The following is a 13,160-nucleotide window of genomic DNA, read 5'->3' on the forward strand; positions in this document are numbered from 1 at the left end:
ACCACTGTGCCGCGAATCTGTCTACGGCATATACGGTGGAGCTCCACACCCGCTCCGGGAGGCACGATGGACGGCACGCAGGACGACCTGCTCCCCCGCGGCATGGCCCTGCTGTGGGGGATCGACGAGCGACAGCGCCGTGGGCCACGACCCGCGCTGACCATCCACGACATCGGTGCGGCGGCGGTGCGCATCGCCGACGAGGAGGGACTGGCCGCGCTCTCGATGAGCAAGGTCGCCACGGCACTCGGCTTCACCACGATGTCGCTCTACCGCTACGTCGACTCCAAGGACGACCTGGTGCTGGCCATGCTCAACGAGGCGTATGGCGCGCCCCCGGCGGGTGGGCCGCGCACGCAGTGGCGCCCATGGCTGATCCACTGGTGCGAGGCCAACCGGGCGGCCCTGGTCCGCCACCCGTGGATCCTGCAGATCCCGATCGGCGAGCCGCCGCTGACACCCAACCTGACTGGTTGGTTGGAGGAGGGCCTCACCGCCCTGCACAGCACGGGGCTCAGCGAGCAGGAGAAGCTGTCGTCACTGTTGCTCGCCGAGGTCTACGTCCGTGGACAGGTCCAGCTGATGGGGGCTTTCGACACCCCGGCTGCGAAGCAGGGCGAGTTCGGCTACGCCGCGCGGACGCGTCGGGTGCTCGATCCCGACCGGTTTCCCCACCTGGCGACGGCACTCGCCTCCGGAGCGCTCGAGGACGACGACGGCGGCGAGGACGAGTTCCGGTTCGGACTCGAGGCGGTCCTCGCCGGCATCGACCGACTCATCGAGAAGCGCGTCGCCGGATAGCTCACCGCCCCCGGCGAGTGGGCTATTTCACTTCTCCCGCGAGCAGTTTCAGCGGGAGGATGGAGTTGTCGGGGGCCAGAGGGTCCGCACCGAGTCAGCTGAGAGGCAGCCGCGATGACACGCGTCAACTACGCCGAGAAGTTTCCCAAGGGGGTCGCCGCACTCACGCGGCTCGAGCAGGAGCTCGCCAAGACGTCGCTGGAGCCGGCGCTGGCCGAGCTGGTCCGGATCAGGGTCTCGGAGATCAACGGCTGCGGGTTCTGCCTGGCGATGCACCACCGCGACGCGCGTGCGCGCGGGGAGAGCCTGACGCGGCTGGACACCGTCGCCGGCTGGCGTGAAGCGCCGTTCTACACCGAGCGAGAACGGGCCGCCCTGGAGTGGGCCGAGACGCTCACCCTGCTCAGCGAGCGGGGTGCACCGGACACCGCCTACGACGCGGTGGCTGCGCTGTTCAGCCAGGAGGAGGTTGCGGCACTCACCTTCGCGATCGTCGCGATCAACAGCTGGAACCGGCTGGCGGTCGGACTCGGCTCCGATCCGGCCAGTCTCGATGGCCTCGACCTGCCCGCCGACATGGCAGGAGCCAAGTGATGGCGGACGACCTCTACCCCAAGGCGACGCCCGCCGTGGCCGAGCGCCGCCGGGAGCTCACACCCGAGATCACCGAGGCCTGGGACGCCTTCAGCAAGGCGGCCTTCGCCGAGGGCGCGCTGGACGAACGGACCAAGCAGCTGATCGCCGTCGCGGTCGCGCACACGACGCAGTGCCCCTACTGCATCACCGGGCACAGCAAGCTGGCCAAGGCCAAGGGCGCGACTCCCGAGCAGATCATGGAGGCGGTCTGGGTCGCCGCCGAGATGCGGGCCGGCGGAGCCTACGCGCACTCCACGCTGATGCTGGGCGCCATCGGCGAGATCCCGCACACCCACTGAGTCGATCACCGCGGCTCCTCGGCGGCAGCATTTCGCGCCAAGGTGCTGTGGATGGCGCCCCCGGCAGGACTCGAACCTGCGACCTAGAGATTAGAAGGCTCTTGCTCTATCCAGCTGAGCTACGAGGGCTGGTCGCCGCGCCCTCGACGGCGTCGGCCCGAGCAGTCTAACCAAGCACCGTCATGCCCCGGGTGCTGCACGGCGTCGACGGCAGTGCGAGGTTTTCGTGGTCCGTGCGGGGGTAACCACGAGGAGATCGACGACCTTCCGGACGCGGTCCGGTCGTCGGAGGCGGTGATCACTCGTTGGGTATCCGGAGCAGTGCGGCGGCAACGCCGGCACTGCCGTGTGCCCACGCGAGCCGGTCGGTCTCATGCTGACCGTGCTGCTGGCCGTCCTGGCCGCGGCGATCAACGCCTTGTCGTCGGTGCTGCAGCGGATCGCCAACCGCCGTGAGGCCAGGACCGACGAGAGCCGCGCGACCGCGCTCCTTCACCTGCTGCGCCAGCCCGTATGGCTGCTCGGGATCGGTGCCATCGTCGTCAGCTTCGTCCTGCAGGCGGCTGCACTGTCCATGGGTGAGGTCTCCGTCGTCCAGCCCCTGATGGCCCTGGAGCTCCCCGTCACGCTGCTGCTCGCCTCGCGGGTGTTCCGGCGCAGCCTCGGCGGCCGGGACTGGGCGGCGATCGTGGCCATGGCGGCGGGGATGGCCCTGTTCCTGTTTTCGCTGCAACCGGGTGGTGGACACCCGGGCAAGGTCGGCGGGCTGGGCTGGGCCCTGGGAGCTGGTCTCAGCGCTCTGACGGTCGTGGTGCTCTTCGTCGCTGGCCAGCTCGTCGGATCCGCCCGTGGAGCGGCACTGTTCGGCATCGGATCAGGCGTCTGCTTCGCCTTGACCGCCGTGTTCATGTCCGCCACCCTCGCCGAGGGGTTGACCTGGTCGATCCTCGCCCGGTGGGAGACCTACCTGGTGCCGGTGGCGGGGATCGCGGCCATGGTTCTGCTGCAGCTGGGCCTGCAGGCCGGGACCCTGGTTGCGGTGCAACCGGGCGTCACCCTCGCGGATCCCGTCGTGGCCATCCTGCTCGGCGTCACCATGTTCGCCGAGCAGGTGCGCGGCGGCGGATGGATCGTGCTCGAGATCGCCGCGGCCGCCGGGGTGGCCTGGGGCACCTTCACCTTGAGCCGCTCCGATGTCGCCTCCGAGGTGGGATCGTCGGGGCAGGAACCGGACATCGGTCTGGGCGAGGACCGGCGCCCGGATGGCCCACGATCGGCAGGCTGAGGTGGTCATCGCGGTCGGGCTCGGCGCTGCCATGCTCCTCGCCCTGGGATTCGTGCTCCAGCAGCACCAGGCCGCCGAAGTGCCGAGCGGCGCCCCGCTGCGGCCCGGGCTGCTGTTGGTGCTGTTGCGACGACCGATGTGGCTGGCCGGGATCGCCACGATGGTGTGCGGCCAGCTGCTCGGCGCGACCGCTCTCGGACTCGGCAGCCTCGTCGTCGTGGAACCCCTCCTCGCCACCAACGTGCTCTTCGCCCTGCCCCTCGGTGCGCTGTGGAGCCGTCGTCGGCTGCAGCGGGGCGACTGGATCGGGGCGGTCAGCATGATCGCGGGACTGGCCCTGCTGCTCGGACTCGATCGGCCGCACCGGACGGGCACGGTCCTCGTCGGAGCATGGCCGATCCTGCTGGGCGGTGGCGCCGTCGCCTTAGTGGTCGGTCTCATCGTCGCCTTCGCCATCAATCGCCGGGCGCGCGTGCGAGCACTGATGCTGGCGGCGGCCGCCGGTGCCACGTTCGGTATGCAGGACGTGCTCACTCAGCAGCTCATCCGCCGGCTCGGGCAGGGACTCCTCACCCAGCTCGTCTCCTGGCCACTGTGGAGCGTGGTCGGCGCCGCCGCCATCGGGCTCACCTTCGCGCAGAACGCCTTCAGCACGGCCGATCTCAGCGCGTCCCTCCCGGCCCTCACCTTGGCCGAGCCGGTGACCGGCCTGTTGTTGTCGACGGTGTTGTTCGGCCAGGGCCTGCGCACCAACCCGGGTTCGCTCGCCGCCGGTGCCGCCGGCCTGGCCCTGATGGTCCTGGGCGTCGTGCTGCTGACCCGCAGTCCGCTCGTCCTCGACCCGCACCAGCGCAGCTGACCCTGATCTGGGCCAGCGCCGAGCGCGCCGCAACCGGATCCTCGCCGCCAGCCAGGTGCCTCATCAGCACGAGCCGGCACGGTCCCCCGCCTCGAGGACCACGGTTGCGTTGCCAGGGGCAGCCGGGCGGCTCCGGGGGCGGCCGGCCACCAGCCCGGCAGCCACCTGGAGGAGGACGACCACCAAGAGCCCGAACATCGGCAACCGCCAGTCGCCGGTCATCGAACCGACCACGCCGAAGGCGAACGGACCCGCCGCGGCGAGCAGGTAGCCGACGCCCTGCCCCATCGCCGACAGCGACTGGGTCTCCGAAGGACTGCGGCCGCGGATGTTGAACAGGGTGAGCGTCAGCGGGAAGACGCCGTTGCCGATCCCCAGTGCGGCGGCAAACGCCCAGGAGGCCCACGTCGGAGCGAAGGTGAGGCCTGTCAGGCCCAGGAAGGCGCTCATCGTGAGTACGGTGATCAGGCCCACCTGGGAATAGCGCCGCGCCGCCATCGTCGGCACCACGGCCGAGACCGGGACACTGACCAGGATGGACGCGGCGAGCAGCAGCCCCGCCTGGGTCTCGCCGATCCCGCGGTGCTGCAGCAACGTGGGGAGCCAGCCCATCGTCACGTATGCCGTGGTGGCCTGCGCGCCGAACAGGCCGGCCAGGGCCCAGCCGACCGGGCTGCGCCAGACCGACGCCGTGCCGGCTTCCGGGATGTCCGACCGCGCCCTGGAGGGAGTAACGTCGGGCCCCTGCCGGGCCCACAGGTGCGGGACCCAGACCACCAGGGCCACCAGGGCGGGCGCCGTCCAGGCCCACAGCGACATGCGCACGCCGAAGCTGTCGGCCAAGGGCGCCGAGACCGCAGCAGCCAGGGCGGACCCGCCGGCCAGCGCGGCGGTGTAGGCGCCCGTGACCAAGCCGATGCGGTTCGGGGCCCGTTCCTTGACCACGGCAGGCAGCAGCACGTTCGCGACCGCGATACCGATGCAGCACAGCACCGTGCCCACCAGCAGTGCCGCTTCGCCGGCCACCGGACGACCGAACAGGCCGGCCACCAAGACAAGCACCGCCAGCGCCATGGCCCGGTCGAGCCCGAGCCGTTTGGCGAGCCAGGGGCTGACGAGGGCGAAGAGGCCAAAACAGAGCACCGGGGCGGCCGTCGCGAAACTGGCTGCCGAGGCCCCGAGGCCGAGCTCAGTCCTGGCACGAGGGAGCACGGGCCCGAGGCTGGTGACCGCGGCGCGCAGGTTGAGGGCGACCAGCACGGTCATGACCAGGGCCCAGGCCAATTTCCGCGGCCGGGCGGCGACACGGCGACGAGGCAACGGGGTCGGGACGGGCACTGACGTAGGGTAGCAAGACATGGGATGACCGGATGTCTGGAGGAACACCGATGCCGCTCGAGACCACCCAGCGTCACGGCCTGGTCGGGCAGACCATCGAGCAGCTCAGCAGGCTGATCGAGTCCGGCGAGTGGGAGGTCGGCGAGCGCATCCCTGCGGAGGCCGACCTCGCTGCTGCGCTCGGCGTGGGGCGCAACACGGTCCGAGAGGCGGTGCGGGCGCTGGCCCACCTGGGGGTCCTCGACGTCCGGCACGGCGCCGGCACCTTCGTGGTCTCCACCAGCAGCGTGTCCGGCCCGGTGCGGCGGCTGCTCGCGGACTCGGAGGTGCGTCACGTCACCGAGGTGCGACGGGCCCTGGAGGTCGAAGCGGCACGACTCGCCACACAGCGTCGGACCCGCGCCGACCTGACCCGCCTGTCCAAGGCGCTCGAACGCCGCGACGCGGCCTGGGACCGCAACGACGCCGCGGGCTGGGCGGCCGACGACGCGGCCTTCCACGCGCTGCTCGTGGCCGCGAGTCACAACCCGCTTCTGGTGCAGCTCTACAACGACGTGGCGGGAGCCGTGGAGGAGTCCCTCGCGAGGTGGAGCGGGCCCGACCTCGCCCAGGCGGAGTGGGTCGACCACCGACCGATCGTCACCGCCCTCACGGCCCGTGACGCCGACGCCGCGGTGCGCGCCGCGGGAGCCCACCTCGACGACCGGTTGCGGTGGTAGCGGCGGCGACTCGCTCGGGCACTCAGTATGGCGTGTGCCCCAGGAAGGCGGTGCGGCCCGCCATCAGCCGGTCCAGCAGGAGACGCTCGGTCGCGAGCATGGACGCGTCGACCTTCCCTCGGTTGATCCTCCGCCGCAGCAGGGCGAGCTCGCTCGCGGTGTCCTGGAAGGCCTCCATCGCCGTGAGCGCCGTCCGGCCTCCCCCCAGCCGTGCCCAGGTGCGCGCTCGGCGCCGCTCGCGCATCGACGCCAGCATGGTGACCTCTCCCGGGCTCAGCCAGCCGCGATCGGCATACGGCACGAGGTGTCGCCCGATGACCCGGCCCTCGTGCCGGCGGATCAAGATGGCCGCGGTCACGAAGGCGAGGAAGACCGGCACCTGCAGCACGGCATACAGGAGCACGTAGCCGGAGGCGCCTGCTGCCGCGGTGAGGTTCCAGAAGCTGTGCAGGGCGATGGCGATGATCAGCCCGGCCGCCGGCACCAGCACGCGCAGGACCTTCCGGTGTGTCGTGACCGCGATGCCGACGGCCAGGCCGGTGCAGCAGGTGAACAGCGGATGGGCGAAGGGCCCCATGACGCCGCGCAGCAGGAAGGTGAAGACCAGCCCATCGCCGCCGTAGTCGTGGAAGGCACGAGCGAGGTAGAGGATGTTCTCCGCGAAGGCGAAGCCGGCGGCCGCGATGCCGGCATAGACGATGCCGTCGACGACGCTGTCCACCTCGCGCCGCCGCAGGAGGAGGATGACCACGAGCGCGGAGGCCTTGAGGACTTCCTCGACCACCGGCGCGACCGCGATCGCCCCGATCGTCATGGCGTCCGCTCCCGCCCGCGAGAGCAGCATCATGGTCGAGGTGTTGACGACGAGGGCCACCGTGCTGGCGACCAGCGCGCCCCACAGGAAGGTCAGCAGCAGCAGTCGCGGAGGTTCGGGCTCGAACCGGTCGAGCCAGAGGAACGCCGGCACGACCACACCGAGCGGCAGCACCGCGAGAACCAGGCCGACAAGGGTGGCCGTCACACCGGCCTCGTGACCGATCGCGGCGACCAGCACCGCGGCGCACACGCCGAAACCGATCACGGTGAGCGACACGCGCAGCCAGGTCCGCAGCACCTGGCTGCGCCCGCGGGTCAGTGCGCCGGCCGGTCCCGCGGATGGGCCAGGAGCCTGCCCTTCGGGCGCAGACCAGGTCATGGGGCCGCAGAGTAGCCGACGTGGCTCTAAGGTGGCTGCCGTGGCTGAGACCGTGAACGAGCGAGCACTGACCGACCGGATCGTCTGGATCGACTGCGAGATGACCGGGCTGGACCTGGGCGCCGACGCCCTCATCGAGGTGGCGGCGCTGGTGACCGACTACGAGCTGGTCCAGCTCGGCGACGGCGTGGACCTGATCATCAAGCCGCCCGCCGAGGCCCTCGAGCAGATGGGTGACTTCGTCCGTGAGATGCACACGAACAGCGGCCTGCTGGCCGAGCTCGAGCAGGGCATCTCCATGGCCGACGCGGAGGCGCAGGTGCTCGACTACGTCCGCGAGTGGGTCACCGAGCCGGGCAAGGCGGTGCTCGGCGGCAACACCGTCGGTACCGACCGGGGCTTCCTGGCCAGGGACATGCCCGAGCTCGAGTCCTACCTGCACTACCGGATCATCGACGTCTCCTCGATCAAGGAGTTGGCCCGGCGCTGGTATCCCCGCGCCTACTTCGCCGCCCCGCGCAAGGCCGGCGGGCACCGAGCCCTGGCCGACATCCGGGAGAGCATCGCCGAGCTGCGCTACTACCGGGAGGCCGTCTTCGTGCCGCCGCCGGGCCCGGACTCCGACACCGCCAAGGTGATCCGCGACCGTCACGAGATCGGCCCGGTGGAGGCCTGACGCCCCGGTTCGGTCCACGGCCCGCGACCGGGTAGCATGGTCGCCGCTGACCGCGTCCCGCGCAGGCCATCCCGGCCGGGGCGCGTCATTCATGGTGGGTGTAGCTCAGCTGGTAGAGCGCCGCGTTGTGGTCGCGGATGTCGCGGGTTCAAGTCCCGTCACTCACCCCACTCAACGAGGGGCCCGGGAGCACCGGGCCCCTTCGTCGCCCGCGGGCCGCTCTCAGCGTCCTCACATCCGCGATCGGGACACTCATGGTCATGTCTGCGGACCTTCGCCCCCTGCCCCTGGACACCACCCGCACCGCGCTCCGGTTCGCCGCACTCGTGCTGCTCGCTGTCGCGGCGGTGATGGTCTACTCGGCCGAGTCCGCCTCGGCCCACCCTCGGCTAGTGCGCCTCACCCCCGCGGCCGGTGCTGTGCTCACGGCAGAGCCGCAGACCGCCGTGCTGATCTTCAACGAGGACGTGGTCGCGTCCGCGACGGTCGTGACCGTGACCGACAGCACGGGGGCAGGTGTCGCAAGCGGGTCGGCGTCCGTCGAGGGCCGCCGGGTCGTGCTCCCGCTGCGGCGCCACCTGGGCGGCGGCACCTACACCGTCACCTACCGCGTCGTCGGCGGCGGGCAGGCGGCGTCCGGACGATCCACCTGCAGCCTGCTCCCGACATCCACGGTTCGCGCACACCCCTCGATTTCTTAACCGGGGCCCGATCCTGCTAATGTTTCGCCTCGCGCGCCGTTAGCTCAATTGGCAGAGCAGCTGACTCTTAATCAGCGGGTTCGGGGTTCGAGTCCCTGACGGCGCACTCCATCACGAGGAACGCCTGTTGCGCGTTGGCCGTCCGCGTTCGGTGCCGGTCGCCTCATACGTCACCTCAGCGGAGGGGTCACGGCCCGAGACGGTGGCGTCAGTTCCCGGCCGGTCACCTCTTCCGGCCAGATCCTGACCCAGACCGCGTCTGCGGTTGCTGGAAGCCAACTGACAGGCGCCGTCCGATCCAGCGCCTCCGACTCCGTGCCATCCTCGATCCACTCGACGACGCCCTTCACCAGCACGCTCCACCCGGTCCGGGACGCTTCGTCGAAGTCATCCGCTTCGAAGGACACCGGAGCTCCGTTCGGAAGGGCCTCGAGCTTGGAGCCCCAGTCCGTACGGAAGGAGACGGTCGTCCCGCTGACGAAGTGGTTGACCGGCAGCATCACGATGTCACCGCCGCTACGAAGTCCAAGCCGGCCGACGGGAACCTCGCGGAGACGTCGCAAGCATTCGTCGAACGACAACACGGTTGAACCGCGATGGTCCGTCCCGAGCGACGGAACCTGTGAGTCGCCGTAGGTTGTCATGACCTGCTCCTTCATTGGACGGAACCACCGAAGGGATGGGCTCCTGATGCCTCAGACCCACCATCTCCCCACGGCCACGGGGTGGTCAGGGCCCAAAGTCCCGGATGGTCGAATCCTGGGGTGCCACCGCCCGCTCCCTCGGGACCGTGTCAGCAGCGGAGGCTCACCGGTCGCGTCCCCTAAGGGGAAAAGTCTCCGCCTCCAGCGCGCCGAGCCCGGTGGCCGGGGCCTCCGCCACCCGCGAGCGGGATCACCGATCCGGAGGCTCTTCCTCCCTGTGCCGGCCTAGAAGCGCTGCGGGGCGTCCCCCAACCAGCCGCCGTCCTTCATCACCGCCACGATCTCGAGGTCGTCATCGAGAACGAGCACGTCGGCTGCGAATCCCGGCGTGAGACAGCCGACGTGGTCCAGTCCGAGTGCGCGTGCGGGCGTGGACGCGGCCGAGGCGACCGCGTCCGCAATGGCGATGCCGTCACGCACGGCATTGACGAACGCCCGGTGCACATCGACCGTACTGCCGGCGAGCACGCCACCCTCGGCGAGCCGCGCGGCTCCGTCACGGACCACGACGCCGAGGCCTCCGAGCAGGTAGTCGCCGTCGCTGAGACCTGCCGCGGAGATGGCGTCGCTGACCAGGGAGGTGCGGCCACCCGCCACGGCGAAGACATGCCGCACGACTGCGGGATTCAGGTGCTCGTGGTCGTGGATCAGCTCGACGGTCACCCGCTCATCGTCGAGCAGGGCAAGGACCGGGCCCGGTTCCCGATGGTGCAAGGGAGCCATTCCGTTGAACAGGTGCGTGGCGACGGTGGCGCCCGCACCGATTGCTTCGCGCGTCACGGCATACGTCGCGTCGGTGTGGCCGACAGCTGCCACCGCGCCGGCTGCGATGACGGCGCGGACCGCAGCGATCCCACCTGCGCGCTCAGGCGCGATCGTCACCATCCGCACTGCGCCCCGCCCCGCGTCGAGCAGCTGCCGCACCAGCTCGGGGTCCGGGTCACGCAGCAGCGCCGGGTCATGGGCACCACAGCGGCCCTCGGACAGGAACGGTCCCTCGAGGTGCACACCGGCGACGACACCGTCGGTCACGAGTTCGCGCAGCCGAGCGACAGATTCGACCATCTCGCCAACGGGGCGGGACACCAGGCTCGCGACCACCGTGGTGCTCCCCCGCAACCGGTGGTGGGCCACGGCCCGGCGGACCGCTTCGGCCTCACCGGACTGGAAGCTCTCGCCGCCACCACCGTGGACATGGGTGTCGACGAACCCCGGGACGAGCCACCGGCCGCCGAGGTCCAATGCCGTGTCGCCCAGTGCCGGACGGTCGGCCACCTCGACGATCCGGTCGCCGTCGACCCGCAGCGCAACCGAGTCCACGACGCCCTCGGGCAGAACGATTCGGGCGTTGGTCAGCGCGAGCGTCATCGGTCTGCCTCCAGCAGGTTCGTACCATCGGTCCGCGCCCCGGCGCGTGGCGCCATTCTCGCCGAGCGGCGCCCGCGGTCCGTCACCGGCATCCGTGACCACCAGGCCCTCCGACAGCGCGGTCGTCCACTTCGACCGGGGCCGCGCCACCTGAGCCGGCGCAGCACGCGACGGTAGCGTGATCCCTGCATTCCGATCGACCCGATAGACCCGACCACTCGTCCCTGGAGGAAGCGCCGATGCGAGCACTCGTGAAGCCCGAGGCCGGCCCCGGCCTGGAGCTGGTGGATCGGCCCGAGCCGGAGGTGGGCCCCGGCGAGGTCAAGATCCGGGTACTTCGGGCGGGCCTGTGCGGCACCGACCTGCACCTGGAGCAGTGGGACGACTGGGCCGCCTCCACGGTGCGCCCGCCACTGGTCCTGGGCCACGAGTTCTTCGGCGAGGTCGTCGAGGTGGCGGCGGACGTCGACTCGGTGCAGGTCGGCCAGAAGGCCTCCGGCGAGGGACACGTGGTCTGCGGCACCTGTCGCAACTGCCGGGCCGGGCGCCGCCACCTGTGCATCCGCACCAACAGCGTCGGCGTCAACCGGGACGGTGCCTTCGCCGACTTCGTCGTGATCCCCGCGAGCAACGTGTGGGTCCAGCCCGACGACCTCGACCCGGACCTCGGGGCCGTCTTCGACCCGCTGGGCAACGCGGTCCACACCACCTTGAGCTTTCCCCTCGCCGGCGAGGACGTGCTCGTCACCGGCGCCGGCCCGATCGGGGTGATGTCCGCGGCCGTGGCCCGGCACGTCGGCGCCCGCAAGGTCGTCGTCACCGACGTCAGCGACTACCGTCTCGACCTCGCCCGCGGCGCCGGCGCCGACCTCGTGGTCAACGTCGCCGAGCGCCGGGTGGCCGAGGCCCAGCGTGAGCTCGGCATGCGCGAGGGCTTCGACATCGGCCTCGAGATGTCCGGCAACCCGTCGGCCGTCGAGGAGATGCTGGCCAACATGAACCACGGCGGACGGATCGCCATGCTCGGCCTGCCGAAGGACCCCTTCCCCATCGACTGGGGCCGCGTCATCACCCACATGATCACCATCAAGGGCATCTACGGCCGGCAGATGTATGACACGTGGTATGCCATGAGCTCGATGCTGCAGACCTCGGACCGGCTGCGCGACGCCGTCGCGTCGGTCATCACCCACCGCTTCCCCGCCGAGCAGTGGCAGGACGGATTCGACGCGGCCCGTTCCGGGCAGTGTGGCAAGGTCGTCCTCGACTGGAGCTGACCACCTCGGCACGCACCCGGCATACGACCAGAGCGACGACGAAAGGGCACCGATGTATGGATCAGTGAAGGACGAGATCGGCACCACTTTGCAGGAGATCCGCGACGCGGGCCTGTTCAAGGACGAGCGGCGGCTGACCTCGCCACAGTCGGCGCACATCACCACGGCCAAGGCGGACGCACTCAACTTCTGTGCCAACAACTACCTCGGTCTCGCCGACAACCCCGACGTCAAGGCGGCCGCTGCTGCGGCGCTTGACGACTGGGGCTTCGGGATGGCGTCCGTCCGCTTCATCTGCGGGACGCAGGAACTGCACAAGCAGCTCGAGTCCGCGATCTCGGACTTCCTCGGCACCGACGACACGATCCTCTACTCGTCCTGCTTCGACGCCAACGGTGGCGTCTTCGAGGTGCTGCTCGGCGCCGACGACGTGGTCATCTCCGACGAGCTCAACCACGCCTCGCTGATCGACGGCATCCGGCTGTGCAAGGCCCGCCGGCTCCGCTACAAGAACGCCGACATGGCGGACCTGCGGGCCCAGCTCGAGTCCGCCTCCGACGCGCGGCGCAAGCTCATCGTCACCGACGGCGTCTTCTCGATGGACGGCTACTTCGCACCGCTGGATGAGATCTGTGACCTGGCCGACGAATTCGGCGCCATGGTGCTTGTCGACGATTCGCACGCCGTCGGCTTCGTCGGCGAAGGCGGCCGCGGCACGCCGGAGCACTTCGCTGTCATGGACCGGGTGGACATCCTCACCGGCACCCTCGGCAAGGCCCTCGGCGGCGCATCGGGCGGCTACGTCGCAGCGCACCAGGAGATCGTCGACCTGCTGCGCCAGCGTTCGCGCCCCTACCTGTTCTCCAACGCCGTCGCCCCGACCGTGGCCGCGGGCTCGATCAAGGCGATCGAGCTGGCACGCACCTCGGACGAGGGCCGAGAAGCACTGCGGCGCAACGCCGAGCTCTTCCGCACGCTCATGACGGAGGCCGGGTTCGAGCTGCTGCCGGGCACCCACGCGATCATCCCGGTGATGTTCGCCGGCGAGGACGGTGCCCGCAAGGCCGCCGCGATCGCCGACGCCATGCTCGAGCACGGCGTCTACGTGATCGCGTTCTCGTTCCCCGTCGTCCCGGTCGGGAAGGCCCGCATCCGGGTGCAGATGTCGGCGGCCCACAGCGAGGACGACGTGCGCAGGTGTGTGGAGGCCTTCACTGCCGCGCGGGCCCAGGTCGGCTGACCTCCGGAGTCGTTGCCCACGGTGGGCTGATCCCCGGCGGCGCTGCGCACGGAGTCGGCGAG

The 13,160-nt window shown here is 70.6% G+C and carries 14 protein-coding genes and 3 tRNA genes; 12 read left to right on the top strand and 5 right to left on the bottom strand.

The features are described 5' to 3' along the window. Window positions 1–66: 66 nt before the first annotated feature. The 3 genes from FCN22_RS14830 (at window position 67) to FCN22_RS14840 (ending at window position 1,736) form a co-directional block, all read left to right on the top strand. Window positions 67–801, top strand: a complete 735-nt coding sequence (locus tag FCN22_RS14830) for a TetR/AcrR family transcriptional regulator (RefSeq protein WP_202911598.1) — start codon at window positions 67–69, stop codon at window positions 799–801. Window positions 802–915: 114 nt separating this feature from the next. Continuing rightward, window positions 916–1,395, top strand: coding sequence for a carboxymuconolactone decarboxylase family protein (locus tag FCN22_RS14835; protein ID WP_137122339.1), 480 nt, complete (start codon window positions 916–918; stop codon window positions 1,393–1,395). Then, window positions 1,395–1,736, top strand: a complete 342-nt coding sequence (locus FCN22_RS14840; protein WP_137122340.1) for a carboxymuconolactone decarboxylase family protein — start codon at window positions 1,395–1,397, stop codon at window positions 1,734–1,736. The genes FCN22_RS14835 and FCN22_RS14840 overlap by 1 nt, the downstream gene beginning before the upstream one ends. A 52-nt stretch (window positions 1,737–1,788) precedes the next feature. Here FCN22_RS14840 and FCN22_RS14845 read toward each other — a convergent pair. Further along, a tRNA-Arg gene (locus tag FCN22_RS14845) sits at window positions 1,789–1,865 on the bottom strand. A gap of 244 nt (window positions 1,866–2,109) precedes the next feature. Between FCN22_RS14845 and FCN22_RS14850 the strand changes: the two genes are divergently transcribed. Both FCN22_RS14850 and FCN22_RS14855 read left to right on the top strand, forming a co-directional pair. Next, entirely contained in the window at window positions 2,110–3,021 is a 912-nt protein-coding gene (locus FCN22_RS14850) for a DMT family transporter (protein WP_137122341.1), read from the top strand. After that, window positions 2,999–3,880, top strand: coding sequence for a DMT family transporter (locus FCN22_RS14855; RefSeq protein ID WP_137122342.1), 882 nt, complete (start codon window positions 2,999–3,001; stop codon window positions 3,878–3,880). The genes FCN22_RS14850 and FCN22_RS14855 overlap by 23 nt, the downstream gene beginning before the upstream one ends. A gap of 63 nt (window positions 3,881–3,943) precedes the next feature. Here FCN22_RS14855 and FCN22_RS14860 read toward each other — a convergent pair whose 3' ends face one another. After that, window positions 3,944–5,218, bottom strand: a complete 1,275-nt coding sequence (locus tag FCN22_RS14860; protein ID WP_162308222.1) for an MFS transporter — start codon at window positions 5,216–5,218, stop codon at window positions 3,944–3,946. A 50-nt stretch (window positions 5,219–5,268) separates the two neighbouring features. On the opposite strand from FCN22_RS14860, the gene FCN22_RS14865 reads away from it, so the two are divergent. Then, on the top strand, window positions 5,269–5,937 hold the full coding sequence (locus tag FCN22_RS14865; RefSeq protein WP_137122344.1) for a FadR/GntR family transcriptional regulator: 669 nt from the start codon (window positions 5,269–5,271) through the stop codon (window positions 5,935–5,937). 22 nt (window positions 5,938–5,959) lie between these two features. Here the strand turns inward: FCN22_RS14865 and FCN22_RS14870 are convergent, their stop codons facing one another. Continuing rightward, window positions 5,960–7,132 (bottom strand): PrsW family intramembrane metalloprotease, encoded by a 1,173-nt coding sequence (locus FCN22_RS14870; RefSeq protein WP_162308223.1) that lies wholly within the window; start codon window positions 7,130–7,132, stop codon window positions 5,960–5,962. A gap of 40 nt (window positions 7,133–7,172) precedes the next feature. Between FCN22_RS14870 and orn the strand changes: the two genes are divergently transcribed. From orn to FCN22_RS14890, 4 genes are all read left to right on the top strand, one after another. Next, window positions 7,173–7,808 (top strand): oligoribonuclease, encoded by a 636-nt coding sequence (gene orn, locus FCN22_RS14875; RefSeq protein ID WP_274381604.1) that lies wholly within the window; start codon window positions 7,173–7,175, stop codon window positions 7,806–7,808. A gap of 94 nt (window positions 7,809–7,902) precedes the next feature. After that, window positions 7,903–7,978, top strand: a tRNA-His gene (locus tag FCN22_RS14880). Window positions 7,979–8,068: 90 nt separating this feature from the next. Next, window positions 8,069–8,509 carry a copper resistance CopC family protein gene (locus FCN22_RS14885; RefSeq protein ID WP_162308224.1) on the top strand — a complete coding sequence of 147 codons (441 nt, stop codon included), beginning with the start codon at window positions 8,069–8,071 and terminating at the stop codon, window positions 8,507–8,509. A gap of 33 nt (window positions 8,510–8,542) precedes the next feature. Beyond that, window positions 8,543–8,615: transfer RNA gene (locus tag FCN22_RS14890), tRNA-Lys, on the top strand. A 64-nt stretch (window positions 8,616–8,679) separates the two neighbouring features. Here FCN22_RS14890 and FCN22_RS14895 read toward each other — a convergent pair. Together FCN22_RS14895 and nagA are read right to left on the bottom strand one after the other, a co-directional pair. Next, entirely contained in the window at window positions 8,680–9,153 is a 474-nt protein-coding gene (locus tag FCN22_RS14895; protein WP_162308225.1) for a pyridoxamine 5'-phosphate oxidase family protein, read from the bottom strand. A gap of 285 nt (window positions 9,154–9,438) precedes the next feature. After that, entirely contained in the window at window positions 9,439–10,581 is a 1,143-nt protein-coding gene (gene nagA / locus FCN22_RS14900) for an N-acetylglucosamine-6-phosphate deacetylase (protein WP_137122348.1), read from the bottom strand. Between the two features lie 239 nt (window positions 10,582–10,820). Between nagA and tdh the strand changes: the two genes are divergently transcribed. Together tdh and FCN22_RS14910 are read left to right on the top strand one after the other, a co-directional pair. Continuing rightward, window positions 10,821–11,858, top strand: a complete 1,038-nt coding sequence (gene tdh / locus FCN22_RS14905; RefSeq protein ID WP_137122349.1) for an L-threonine 3-dehydrogenase — start codon at window positions 10,821–10,823, stop codon at window positions 11,856–11,858. A 52-nt stretch (window positions 11,859–11,910) separates the two neighbouring features. Next, window positions 11,911–13,098: a glycine C-acetyltransferase gene (locus FCN22_RS14910; protein WP_137122350.1), complete on the top strand. Its 1,188-nt coding sequence runs from the start codon at window positions 11,911–11,913 to the stop codon at window positions 13,096–13,098. The last annotated feature ends 62 nt before the right edge of the window (window positions 13,099–13,160 follow it).

The organism is Segeticoccus rhizosphaerae (genome assembly GCF_005222685.1).
GTDB lineage: Bacteria > Actinomycetota > Actinomycetes > Actinomycetales > Dermatophilaceae > Segeticoccus > Segeticoccus rhizosphaerae.

Coding starts and splice junctions, on each gene's coding strand:
- FCN22_RS14865 (WP_137122344.1), top strand. CDS start 5,269: ATGCCGCTCGAGACCACCCAGCGTCACGGCCTGGTCGGGCAGACCATC.
- FCN22_RS14840 (WP_137122340.1), top strand. CDS start 1,395: ATGGCGGACGACCTCTACCCCAAGGCGACGCCCGCCGTGGCCGAGCGC.
- FCN22_RS14855 (WP_137122342.1), top strand. CDS start 2,999: ATGGCCCACGATCGGCAGGCTGAGGTGGTCATCGCGGTCGGGCTCGGC.
- FCN22_RS14850 (WP_137122341.1), top strand. CDS start 2,110: ATGCTGACCGTGCTGCTGGCCGTCCTGGCCGCGGCGATCAACGCCTTG.
- FCN22_RS14895 (WP_162308225.1), bottom strand. CDS start 9,153: ATGACAACCTACGGCGACTCACAGGTTCCGTCGCTCGGGACGGACCAT.
- FCN22_RS14870 (WP_162308223.1), bottom strand. CDS start 7,132: ATGACCTGGTCTGCGCCCGAAGGGCAGGCTCCTGGCCCATCCGCGGGA.
- FCN22_RS14835 (WP_137122339.1), top strand. CDS start 916: ATGACACGCGTCAACTACGCCGAGAAGTTTCCCAAGGGGGTCGCCGCA.
- tdh (WP_137122349.1), top strand. CDS start 10,821: ATGCGAGCACTCGTGAAGCCCGAGGCCGGCCCCGGCCTGGAGCTGGTG.
- FCN22_RS14830 (WP_202911598.1), top strand. CDS start 67: ATGGACGGCACGCAGGACGACCTGCTCCCCCGCGGCATGGCCCTGCTG.
- FCN22_RS14910 (WP_137122350.1), top strand. CDS start 11,911: ATGTATGGATCAGTGAAGGACGAGATCGGCACCACTTTGCAGGAGATC.
- nagA (WP_137122348.1), bottom strand. CDS start 10,581: ATGACGCTCGCGCTGACCAACGCCCGAATCGTTCTGCCCGAGGGCGTC.
- FCN22_RS14885 (WP_162308224.1), top strand. CDS start 8,069: ATGTCTGCGGACCTTCGCCCCCTGCCCCTGGACACCACCCGCACCGCG.